11 protein-coding genes are annotated in these 11,007 nt (G+C 69.2%); 5 read left to right on the top strand and 6 right to left on the bottom strand.

Annotated features, from left to right (window positions below):
* Positions 1–477 (top strand): VOC family protein (locus tag AB8Z75_RS23745; RefSeq protein WP_369205217.1); only part of this gene is annotated, 477 nt, incomplete at its 5' end.
* Positions 478–540: 63 nt separating this feature from the next.
* Here the strand turns inward: AB8Z75_RS23745 and AB8Z75_RS23740 are convergent.
* Positions 541–1,731 carry a mandelate racemase/muconate lactonizing enzyme family protein gene (locus AB8Z75_RS23740; protein WP_369205215.1) on the bottom strand — a complete coding sequence of 397 codons (1,191 nt, stop codon included), beginning with the start codon at positions 1,729–1,731 and terminating at the stop codon, positions 541–543.
* Between AB8Z75_RS23740 and AB8Z75_RS23735 the strand changes: the two genes are divergently transcribed.
* The gene (locus AB8Z75_RS23735) at positions 1,712–1,879 is read left to right on the top strand and encodes a hypothetical protein (RefSeq protein ID WP_369205213.1); all 168 of its coding nucleotides are present in this window, start codon (positions 1,712–1,714) and stop codon (positions 1,877–1,879) included. The two genes, AB8Z75_RS23740 and AB8Z75_RS23735, sit on opposite strands and share 20 nt — an antisense overlap.
* 68 nt (positions 1,880–1,947) lie before the next feature.
* Here the strand turns inward: AB8Z75_RS23735 and AB8Z75_RS23730 are convergent, their stop codons facing one another.
* Positions 1,948–3,279 carry an MFS transporter gene (locus AB8Z75_RS23730; RefSeq protein WP_369205211.1) on the bottom strand — a complete coding sequence of 444 codons (1,332 nt, stop codon included), beginning with the start codon at positions 3,277–3,279 and terminating at the stop codon, positions 1,948–1,950.
* A gap of 539 nt (positions 3,280–3,818) precedes the next feature.
* Between AB8Z75_RS23730 and AB8Z75_RS23725 the strand changes: the two genes are divergently transcribed.
* The gene (locus AB8Z75_RS23725; protein WP_369205209.1) at positions 3,819–4,481 is read left to right on the top strand and encodes a hypothetical protein; all 663 of its coding nucleotides are present in this window, start codon (positions 3,819–3,821) and stop codon (positions 4,479–4,481) included.
* Positions 4,482–4,625: 144 nt separating this feature from the next.
* On the opposite strand, the gene AB8Z75_RS23720 is transcribed toward AB8Z75_RS23725, so the two are convergent.
* The 4 genes from AB8Z75_RS23720 to AB8Z75_RS23705 form a co-directional block, all read right to left on the bottom strand.
* Entirely contained in the window at positions 4,626–5,663 is a 1,038-nt protein-coding gene (locus tag AB8Z75_RS23720; protein ID WP_369205219.1) for a Rieske 2Fe-2S domain-containing protein, read from the bottom strand.
* A gap of 844 nt (positions 5,664–6,507) precedes the next feature.
* On the bottom strand, positions 6,508–7,593 hold the full coding sequence (locus AB8Z75_RS23715; protein WP_369205207.1) for a hypothetical protein: 1,086 nt from the start codon (positions 7,591–7,593) through the stop codon (positions 6,508–6,510).
* 173 nt (positions 7,594–7,766) lie between these two features.
* Complete coding sequence (locus AB8Z75_RS23710) at positions 7,767–8,447, bottom strand: formylglycine-generating enzyme family protein (protein WP_369205205.1); 681 nt, start codon at positions 8,445–8,447, stop codon at positions 7,767–7,769.
* Positions 8,448–8,658: 211 nt separating this feature from the next.
* A complete protein-coding gene (locus AB8Z75_RS23705; protein ID WP_369205203.1) occupies positions 8,659–9,249 on the bottom strand; it encodes a TetR/AcrR family transcriptional regulator in 591 nt (196 codons plus the stop codon).
* A gap of 129 nt (positions 9,250–9,378) precedes the next feature.
* On the opposite strand from AB8Z75_RS23705, the gene AB8Z75_RS23700 reads away from it, so the two are divergent.
* Together AB8Z75_RS23700 and AB8Z75_RS23695 are read left to right on the top strand one after the other, a co-directional pair.
* Positions 9,379–10,113, top strand: a complete 735-nt coding sequence (locus AB8Z75_RS23700) for an SDR family oxidoreductase (RefSeq protein WP_369205201.1) — start codon at positions 9,379–9,381, stop codon at positions 10,111–10,113.
* Between the two features lie 309 nt (positions 10,114–10,422).
* Positions 10,423–10,992 (top strand): helix-turn-helix domain-containing protein, encoded by a 570-nt coding sequence (locus AB8Z75_RS23695; protein ID WP_369205199.1) that lies wholly within the window; start codon positions 10,423–10,425, stop codon positions 10,990–10,992.
* Positions 10,993–11,007 lie beyond the last annotated feature (15 nt).

The following is an 11,007-nucleotide window of genomic DNA, read 5'->3' as shown; positions in this document are numbered from 1 at the left end:
GACACCCAGGAGCAGACAGTGGAAACCCCGATACCTCTCAACGGATTCATTCAGATCGCCCTGGTGGTCGAGGACATGGACCGCGCTCTCGACGCCTGGTGCGAGCTGCTGAACACCCCGCGGCCCCACGTGCGCGTCACCCCCGCCGAGCCCGATCCGGATGAGTCCTATCGCGGCGAGACGGCGTCCTACGGCCTGAAGTTCGCCGTCATCGAATGCCCGGAACGCGGCTTCGCCATCGAACTGCACGAGCCGGATGAGAACCCCTCCACCTTCCGGGAGTTTCTCAGGGAACACGGCAACGGCGTGCACCACATCGGCTTCCAGGTCGGTGCGGCACGCGACGCGGTGGTCGCCGAACTGGGCGATCTCGGCTACCCGGTGCGCAACATCGGCCACTACCCCGGCGGCAGCTGGACCGTCGTCGACAGCGAAGCGGACCTGGGAGTGAACCTCAACATCAAGCCGGTGGCCTGACACCGGGGCGGGCCCGCCGGCCGACGGTGGCCAAAAACGCGGACGGGCCCGCCCCGACAAGCCTCACTCGAAGAAGTGGCGGTCCTCCTCGGAGAGGTACCGGCGGGCCTCCTCGGGTATCAGCGTGACGCCGAGCCCCGGACGCTCACTCACCTCGATGTGGCCGTCGACCACGATCTGCTCGGGCCACCCCTCGACGATGTCGTACCACCAGGGGTGCTCGGGCACCGGGTACTCGAAGGCGATGAAGTTGTCCGGGAGCGTCGCACACACCTGCACCAGGGCCCCGAGGCCGATCAGCCCGTCGTACACGCCGTGCGGCGCCATCGAGATGCCGTGCAGGTCGGCGTACTCGGCGATCCACTTCAGCTCGGCGATGCCGCCGACATCGGCCGGATCGGGGCCGATGACGTCGACCGCGCGCTGTTCGATCAGGTCCCGGAAGTTGTGACGCAGATACAGCTGCTCGCCGGTGTGGATGGGGGTGGCGGTCGCGTTGGTCAGGTCCCGGTACGCCCCGGCGTCGGTCCATGGCACGTAGTCGCCGGTCAGAAGGTCCTCCAGCCACACCAGGTGGTACGGCTCCAGACGCCGCGCGAAGCGGACGGCGTCGCTTCTGGTCCAGCCCGGGCCGCAGTCCAGCGCCAGCCCGACCTCGTCGCCGAGAACCTCCTTCATGGCCGCCACACACTCCACGGTGTGCTCCAGCCCCCGCTCGGTGAGCAAGCCCCGGTTGGGGTGCGGCGCGCCGGTGCGCACCTGTGAGTAGGAGTAGCCGGCCATCTCCCCGGCCATCGGGTCGTGGTATCCGATGGCCTGCTTGATGAGGGTGAAGCCCTGGGGAACGTTCTTGAGCCGGCGCATCAGTTCCGCGAAGTCCTCCGGCTCGTTCCCCGCGCGGGGCACCCGGACCCCGCCGTTGTAGACGCGCACCCGATCCCGCACCCTGCCGCCGAGCAGCTTGTGCACCGGCAGCCGCGCGGCCTTGCCGGCGATGTCCCACAGCGCCATCTCGATGGCACTGACGACACTGCCCCACGGCTTGTTGCCGCCACGTCGCCGGATGCGCAGCAGCACGGACTCGACGTTCGTCGGATCCAAGCCCACGACGAACTCCGCGAAGTAGGGGACGGATGCCTTCGCATGCGGCTTGTACGACTCGATCTGCCCGTACCCGTCGATGCCCTCGTCCGTCACGACCCGGATGACCGGGCTGTTCCCGAGGAGGGCGCATTTGACGGCAGTGATCTTCATGATGGTCCTTTCCGGTGATGCGGCGGTGGTCGATGACGCGGCGGTGACCGGTGATGCGGCGGTGGTCGATGATGCGGCGGTGACCGGTGTTGCGGCGGCGGCCGATGACGCGATGGCGGCCCATGCCGTGGCGGCGGCCGTTGCGTGATGGCGGGCGATGACATGGCGGCGGCCGGTGGTGCGGATGGCGTGAGGAGGGAGGCGGGGGAGGCGCGGTCAGCGGAGTGGCGCGGAGGCGGAACCGCCGGCGTCCGTGGGCGCGGCGTCCTCCTCGTCGCTCCCGCCCGCGACGCCCGGTGCTTCGGTGGCGTGCGGTGACTTCCCCGCTCCCTGCGGGTCCTGCGATACGGCCCCGGGCCCCCCGGGTTGCTCCTGGTCAGGGTCGTCCCTGCCGAGAAACACCACCATGAGCAGCGCGTTGAGTACCGCAGCCGCCGCGGCCACCAACCAGATCGGCTGCCAGTCGCTCAGGTCGGAGGTGGTGGCGTTGCCGATCACGCTGTTGTAGATCGAGCTGGCGGCCACCGCCCCCAGCAAGCTGCCGACACCCAGCTGGAAGAAGAAGACCAGTGCCTGCGCCTGCGACCTGAGGGCGGGGGCCACCATGCGGTCCACGTACATGTAGATCGTGACCATGAAGAAGTCGGTGGTCACGCCGTGCAGTGCGACGACGGTGACGGCGAGCCAGACCTGGCCGTGCGTGAGCGTCAGGAAGAGGACGCAGCGGAGGATCCAGGTGAGCGCCCCGGTGACCAGGATCTTCCGGAAACCGAACTTCACCAACAGGCGCGGCAGTAGCAGCATGACCACGAATTCCGCCGCCTGCCCGATCGACATGATCGAGGCCACGTTGTGCACCCCCGCGGCATCCAGGTAGGTCGCGCCGTAGTCGTTGTAGGTGGAGGCCGGTATGAAGGTCAGCAGGATGCAGGCGATCAGCACGACGAACTTGCGTTGCCTGAAGAGGGGAAAGGCGCCGGCCCCGATCATGTCCAGGGGCCGGAAGCTGCGGCCCTTCGAGAGCGGGGGAGTGGAAGGCAGGGTGAAGGAGTAGAGGCCCAGCGCGAACGAGACGGTGGCGGCGATGTAGAAGATCGCTGGATGGGCCGAGAGGCCGCCCTGCCCGACGACGATCCCCGCGATGATCCATGAGCCGGTGCCCAGCGCCCGGAGGTAGGGGAAGACGTGCATCCGCCCCTGGAGGTGCGCGAACGAGATGGAGTTGGGCATCGCCTGGGTCGGCTGGAAGAACAGCATGAAGAGGAACAGCAGGAGCACGAACAGGGCGCCCTCGCGGTTCACGATCGCCTGTGGCATCAGGACGAGCAGCGCCCCGCCGGCCAGGTGCAGGACGCCGAACACCTTCTGGGCGGGAAAGAAGCGGTCGGCCAGCGCCCCTACGAAGAGGGGCGAGATCATTGCGGCGATCGCCGCGAAGATGAAGACGAGACCGATCTTGTCGCCCAGGCCGTTCTGACTCATGACCAGGCCCATGGTCGGCTTCCAGGTGCCGAACACGAAGTACTCCAGCGCCAGCATGGCGCCCAAGCGCGCATACAGTCCCGGGGGTGGTTGGTGCATTGGTGATGGCCTCACGACTTCTGGCCCCGCGGCGGGCGGGGGAAACTGCGGGCACACGCGGCCCGTGACTGACCGCCGGACGGCGGGCCACGCCCTGTGAGGCTTGTGCGGCTGTCCGGCACGACGAAGCCGGGAAGTGAGACGCGTTGGATCATTCGGCAGTGATTCACTTCCTGTCAAGTTCGGGCCTGCTTTTTGAGGCGCTTTTATGACTGGAAAGAAATTAATGAGGCGCTCTTGTGGAAGATAATGACCGCTTCCTAGCATCGACCGAGACGGAAACCGGGGAGTGAGACACCTGCGTACCCCGCACGGCATCAGGCCGTGCGCGACCACCCGTCCGCCCCCAGGTGCCCCGGCACTCCGACCGCAGCCCGCCGACAGGCCCCCGGCACCCGTCCCTGACTCCGCAGCCCCGTCCGACCGCGTGACCGCGTAGCCGCGTCCGCGTCGACGTGATCGCGCGATCGTGACAGACACAACTGCCCGGCTGGCAGACTGGCGAGATGACTCCGCATGTGGTCTCGGTCATCGGCAGCAGCCCGGGCGTGGGCAAATCCACGCTGTGCCGAGCGGTGGCGGAGTGGCTTGCCGATACCGGCGCGTCCGTCGACCACTTCGAGGAGGCCGACATCCTCACTCGGGGGGCGTTCCGGCCGGTGGCCGAGGAGTTCGCCGGTGGCAACGCCGCCGTCAGTCCTTCGACCCTGACCGAGTGCACTCGCGCCTACGTCGCCGAGGCAGTGGCGCAAGGCAAGGACTACGTCGTGACGGACGCTCTCGTACCGTTCATCCCTTCCCTCGTGGCATGGGGCCACGACGAGCGGACTCTCTCCCGGGTGATGGGCGAGTTGGTCCAAGCACTGGAGCCGGCGGCGCAGGTCACCATTGTGTACGTCCACGACGACCCGGAGCGGGCACTGCGCCGCGCGGTGCAGCGCGAAGGGGACGCATGGGCGGACTGGTATGTGCGCAAACTCGCCGGTTCCCCCGGCACCCGGGCAGTGCACGACCTTTCCTCGGCCGCCACGCACCTCCGCTTCGAGGCCGACCTGACGCGCCGTCTCCTCGACCAGACCCCGTGGCACGTTCTGGCCGTCGACGTGGGGGCCCGGAACGCTCAGGAGGCCTTCGCCTACACGCGACACCACCTAGTGAAGAATCCCTGACTCAGGCCACCAGCGGAGCGTGGCGCGACATGACGTGCCCCCGTCGCGAGGGAGCGTCTCGGGCCGCTCCCGGAGCCGGTCTGAGGGGGTGGGCCGACAGCGGTCGGCCGGGCGCGGCCCTTGCGGGGGGTCTGACTGAGCCGTTTACGAGGGGAGGGGGACGCCGTTGCTGCGCAGCACGTCTCGCAGATCGAGGATCAGTGGGAACACCTCGTGGTTGTGGTCCTCTCCCTGCTCGTCCCAGGCATGCTGCTCCGCCTCCACCGCCATGCGGTCCTGAGCGAAAACCCGTTCGGTGAAGCGCCGGATGAAGGGCCAGGCGGCATGAAGCGCTCCCGGGATCGGCGGCTTGGCGATCATGAGCAGTCCGTATGCCCGATTGACGCGCTGCTCGGCGTCTTCCGGTACGTAGGCAGCCCAGAGGGAGAAGGCGGGGAGTTCCGTGTTCGTGGGCGCCAAACGGAGTGTCTGATACGGGTACTCGGTGCGGATGGTGATGACGTCCGACCCCGTGCTCCCTTTGCCGCCCTTGCCCCCCTTCGCGGAGAGGAGACCGGCGCCGAAGTCCTTCTTCCCCTTGCCGGAGGTGAACAGGTAGCGGGCCTCCACGGACTGCGGCCCGGCGTCGTACCCGAGGAGCTTGGGCTGAATCCGGCCGATGACACCCCGGTGCAGGAACTGATGGTTCATGTCGAGCAGGTTCTCGTGCATGAAGGAGTAGTGGCAGCGCACGGTACGGGAGAACGTCATCGTTCTGTGGTGGGGCGAAGCGAACTCCGGCAACTCGGGCAGCGGTGTCGCAGCCGCCTTCTCCGGATCGCCGGGGAACACGAACACCAGGCCGTAAGCTTCCCGGACCGGGTAGGCGCGCACGCCGCGCGGCGGTCGTTCCCCGCCCTTGGGCAGGTAGGGAATCTGACAGATGCGGCCGTTCCCCCGATACGCCCACGCGTGATAGCAGCAGCGGAGCGTCTCGCCTTCCACCACACCCATGCTCAGCGGAACCTGCCGGTGAGCGCAGCGATCCTCCAGCGCGTAGACCGCTCCCTGCCCGCCCCGGTACAGCACGATGCGTGCGCCTGCGAACGCGGCAGCGAAGGTCTTGCCCTTCAGCACCTTGCGGGACCGGGCGACCGGATACCAGAAGTGCGGGTTGATTCCGACGCGTCGCAGATCCGTCACCGGCTCGGGCAGGCGATCACCCGCAGCGGGGGAGAGCTCGTCCGGCCGTGGTGCGACGGGGCCACTGTCTGCGGCTTTCTCCTGAGTCACGAGATGTTCCCTCACCTGTAGGTGGGCCGGTACGGGCGGAGGGGCCCGTTCGCGCACGAGGAGAGCCCGGCGCACGACGGGAGCCCGGGACGGGCCGGCCTTCGCGGCCACGTTCTCCTTCCCCGGTACCGAGCCGTTCCCCGGTAGCGAGCCGATGAGGCTCGCCCCGGCGAGTGACACAACGGACCGGGCGGGAGGAGTAAGACCCGGGGGCCCGTGGCCGGCGCTTCGCTCACTGTTCGCCTGAAGACCGCCGCCGGGGGGCGGTAGCGGGGCCAGGACCGGGGCCGGGGCCGGGACCGGGCCTCGGCTCATCGGTCGCCGCGTGTCCGGTGGCGGCGTCCGTGTGGTCATCGGTCGGTCCAGCGGCCTCAGCGTCGCCGACGAGCCCGGTGGCGAGAACGTAGTCGACGCTCACGTCCCGGTACTCGACCCCCGCGCTCACGCGCTCGGGCAGGTGGCGCCGCACGCTGCGGGAAGTGGACCGGCGGCCCGGAGAGCCGTGGAACGCCACCCGGGCCTGGGGCTCGTCCGGGAAGCGAAGGCCGACCGCCCGCACCGAAGAGGTGAGCGAGATGTCCGGCGTCTGCTCACGCCGACGGTTCACCGTCTCGGCCGCGGTGTCGCCGGTCTCCTCTTCGGCGTCCCCTCCGTCGAAAGTGGACTGTGCCGACCGGCCCCGGCCGCTGTTCCCTCCGGTGTGGCGGCCCGTCTCCCGGCCGGTGGCCTGTTGTGCGTCTGTGCGGCGCGCCGTTCATGGCGGCTCCCGCCTGCGCCTGGGGTCTCCGCGCTCCGCCGTACGCTTCGAGGTCGTACGCTTCGAGCGTCGCCCCGCTCGCCTGTCGGAGTCCTCCTCGTCTTCGGGCGCCGAATCGGCGGAGGCGCCGAGCTCCCGCACGGTGTCCTCGCCACCTCGCGTCGTCTTGCCGACTGCCTGGCCCGCTTCCTCGCCCACGACTTCAGCGGACTCGCGTGCGCCTTGCCCCACGTCCTGTGCGGCGTTGCCTGCGCCTGCGCCCACGTCCTGTGCGGCCTGGCCTGCGCCTGCGCCCACGTCCTGTGCGGCCTGGCCTGCGCCTGCGCCCACGTCCTGGGTGGCCTGGCCTGCGCCTGCGCCCACGTCTTGTGCGGCCTGGCCTGCGCCTGCGCCCACGTCCTGGGTGGCCTGGCCTGCGCCTGCGCCCACGTCTTGTGCGGCCTGGCCTGCGCCTGCGCCCACGTCCTGGGTGGCCTGGCCTGCGCCCGCGCCCACGTCCTGGACGGCCTCGCCTGCGCCCGCGCCGACGCTCTTGGTGGCCTCGCCGGCTCCGTGTCCCAACTCGCCGACCGCTTGCCGGGCCCCGCCGCCGAGTTCCTGCGCCGCGGCCCCCACACCCTGGGTGACCGCCTCCAGGATCTGCGGGTTCTTGTCGACGCTGCGCAGCACCCGGTCGATGATCCGTGCGACGTTGTCCAGGCGCACCTTCAGCAGCGCCTGAGCTTCGACACCCTTGATCTCCAGCTGGACCCGGCCGAGGTCGACGTCGGCGCCGACGTTGAGCTTGAGCAGGTCGAGAACCTCCGCCTGGAGGGAGACGCGAGCGTGGAGGTCTTCGACGTCGAGGTGGATCTCGTCGACCTCGAGCTGAGGGACGTCGAGCAGGACGTCCGTGCCCTGGTCGGTGTCCTCGCCTGCGGGGAGAAGCTCGCCCTCCTGCGCTTCCTGATCCCCCTCGTCCCCCTCGTCCCGGTACCGGTCGTCCGGGTGGCGCGCCTGCCTGCGGGCGGTTCCTGTCTCCTCGTCGTCGGCTGTGTCCTCGTCGTCGACGTACCCGGCGTCGTCACGCTGCTCTTCGTCCATCACGCGGCCTCGCTGTCCCTGGGGCGGGCGTCAGCAACAAGAAGGGCATACCAGATGCTTTATCCTCTTAGCCACTGTAAAGCGGACAGTTCGCCCTGTCGTGGTGAAGCCTGCGGCTCCCGGCGCGCAGTGGGGAGAGGGGGTGTGGGTCTCGTCCGCTCACACAGTCACCCTCACCCGGTCGGCGTCCAAGTGGAGCGAGCGAGACGGAAACTCACGTCGTCGATCCGGAAGGTGGGATGACTGCGGCGCCGCACCGAGGCCCGGCAGCTCCAGTGCTCGTCGGACCATCCGCCGCCACGGAGCACCCGGTAGCTGCCGTACACCTCGGCGTCGTAGACGTCCCAGCACCAGTCCCACGCGTTGCCCAGCATGTCGTACAGGCCCCACGGGTTGGGCTGCTTGCCGCCAACAGGGTGAATGTGTTCGCCTGAGGTCGCCCGGTACCAGGCGATCTCGTCCAGTCGGCCGTATCGCGGGCCGGTGGTGCCTGCACGGCAGGCGTGCTCCCACTCGGCCTCCGTCGGGAGCCGGTACCCGTCGGCGGTGGTGTCCCACTCGGCCGTGTCGTCGGCATCGAGCCGGTACGCGGGTGTCAGCCCCTCCCGCCGGGACAACGCGTTGCAGAACCGGACCGCGTCCCACCATGAGACGCTCTCGACGGGCAGCCGGTCGCCCTGGCCGGTGCTCGGCCGACGGCCGGTGACCTGTGCGTACAGCGACTGGGTGACGGGAAACGCCGACAGCTGGAACGGTGCGACCTCGACCGACCAGGTGTGTTGCGTCCGCCGATCCGACAGAGTCACCCGTCCCGGCGGGACCGCGATCATCGTGTCCCCCAGCGCCGCGTTCATGGCAGGTCACCCTAACGGCACGCGCGCACCGCCAATCGGTGGGGCCACTGTCTCCGTTCGCTCCGTGGGATCCGTTGTCCCCGCGAGAGCCGCGAGAGCCGCGAGAGCCGCGAGAGCCGCGAGAGCCGGGAGAGCCGCGAGAGCCGTGGAATCCGTGGGGCCCGGAAAGGTGTCGGGTCGCTGGTCGCGCGCGACCGCGTCACACGTGCCGTCAGTGTTCGGCGGGTGAGGGGGGAGTGGGTGTCAGCCCGTCCATGGTGAGGTCGAGAAGGCGCTCGGCCTGGTCACGTTGGTCCGGCTTGGCGGAGGTGAGGGCGATTCCGGCGAGGGCGGCTGACAGATCGGAGGGGCGGATGTCGTCGCGGAGCACGCCGACGGCGGTCCCGGCTTCCATCAGGGTGTCGATGGCGGTCTGGATCATCTCGCGGCTTCGGCCGTAGGGGTCGCCTCCCGAGGCGACGACGGCCCGCAGGGCGTCCGCCATGCCCATTTTGGCGGTGGCGTAGTCGATGAAGCGGCCCATCCAGGCGCGCAGCGCCTCGCGAGGGGGCATGGTGTCCAGAAGGCCGGGCACCGCGTCGCACAGGTGCGCCACTTCGTTGCGGTAAGCCGCCTCGATCAGCGCCTCCCGTGTGGGGAAGTTGCGGTAGAGGGTGCCGGTGCCCACGCCCGCCTCCTTCGCGACGCGTTCGAAGTTGGCGTCGAGCCCTTCCTCGGTGAACACCCGTACCGCCGCGGCCAGGATCTTGTCCCTGTTGCGTTGTGCGTCGGCCCGCAGCGGGCGCCCCGTATCCCGTGCCATCGGTGGTCCGCTCCCTCGTCCTCGATTGCCAAGTGGAGGTGCCTCCACTTACGCTGGTGGAACTGGAGGCGCCTCCAGTTTCCACTCTAGCCATGCGCTGCGGGTCACTCCCCGCTGTGAGGAGCAATCGTGTCCGCAATCGAAGGCAAGGTCGTCGCGATCACCGGCGCCAGCAGCGGAATCGGCGCAGCGACCGCGCTCCTCCTCGCCGAGCGCGGCGCGAAGGTGGTGCTCGGCGCTCGCCGTACGGACCGCCTCGAGGCACTGGCCTCCCGTATCGAAGAGGCAGGGGGCCAGGCTGCCCATGTGGTGACAGACGTGAAGCGTCGCGGGGACCTGGCCGACCTCGTCAAGCTGGCCTGCGACCGCTACGGCAAGATCGACGTCCTCCTCAGCAATGCCGGTGTCGGACCCATCTCCCCGCTGGACGACCTGTGCGTCGACGACTGGGAGGACATGGTCGATGTCAACTTCAAGGGCGTCCTCCACGGAATCGCGGCGGCCCTGCCCGTCTTCCGGGCGCAGGGCTTCGGGCATTTCGTCAACACCGTCTCCACCGCGGGACTGCGCATCGTGCCGAACCAGGCGGTGTACGCCGCCACCAAGAACGCCGTCCGCACCCTCTCCGAGGGGCTGCGCCAGGAGGCCGGCGACAGGGTGCGCGTCACAGTGGTCTCGCCGGGTATCACGCGAACGGAGTTCGCCGACTCCGTGGCGCCTCGGATCAGGGCTCAGGCGCTCGAGAGCATGGCTGCTCTCGCGATGCCGCCGGAGGCTGTCGCCCGAGCTGTCGCCTTCGCCATCGAGCAGCCGGCCAACGTCGACGTCGGCGACATCGTGGTGCGTCCCACGGCGCAGAACTGAACACCGATCGTCGTCCCCCCGGACTCTCGGGGGCGCGGGAGCAACGGAGGCGACATCGCGGAGCTCGACGCCCCTTCGGTGACCGTCAGTTGCTGGCCCAGGCTTTCGTCGAGGAGGTCGGCCTGGGCGCCGCGACGGTGCCGTTCCGTCCGGACGGAAGAAGCTCGGCGAGCTCGTTCACGCGTCCTCCTGCGGCGAGTCGCCCCCGCTCTCGAGGGCCGAGTAGCCCTTTGACCTCGCACAGTAAAGTTTTCTGTGCTGTAGCCAAATCTATTGTGGTGGTAGTCGAACTCGGTTAGCTTCTCCGCCGTGAGCACAGACCCTGTCACGGCCCGCACTCCGGGCGAGCGCCTCCGCAGCCGCCGACGAGCCCTGCAACTCACCCTCAGCGACGTCGCCGCCCAAGCCGAGGTCACCGAGGGCCATCTCTCCTCCATCGAGCGCGGCCGCTCGAACGCGAGTGTGCTGACCCTGCAGCGGATCTGCGCGGTGCTTCGCCTCAACGTCGGCGACCTCTTCGCCCAGACCGAGTCCTCGGTCCAGCCGGTCCTGCGATTCCGCGACGCCAAGGGCGTGGCGTTCGGTGAGGACGCCTCGAAGATCAAGCTCACCCCCGCACACTTCGACCATCTCGAACTCCTCCTCGGCCACTTCGGACCGAGTGGGTCGACGGGCGTCGAGCCCTACACGCACGGCGATTCCGAGGAGGTCCTCCTTGTCATCGCCGGCGAGGTCGAAGTCATGATCGACGGCGAGACCCACGTCCTGTCGGCCTTCGACTCGATCCACTACCGCAGCAGCCAACCGCACCGCGTCGTCGAGAGCACGGGCACCGAGGACGCGCGCGTCCTGTGGGCGATGTCCCCTCCGACCTACTGAGACCCCCTACCGAGC

Origin of the sequence: Streptomyces sp. PU-14G (assembly GCF_041028275.1) — a bacterium.
In the GTDB taxonomy this organism is placed as follows: Bacteria; Actinomycetota; Actinomycetes; order Streptomycetales; family Streptomycetaceae; genus Streptomyces.
This window is presented reverse-complemented; position numbering and strand designations above follow the sequence as displayed.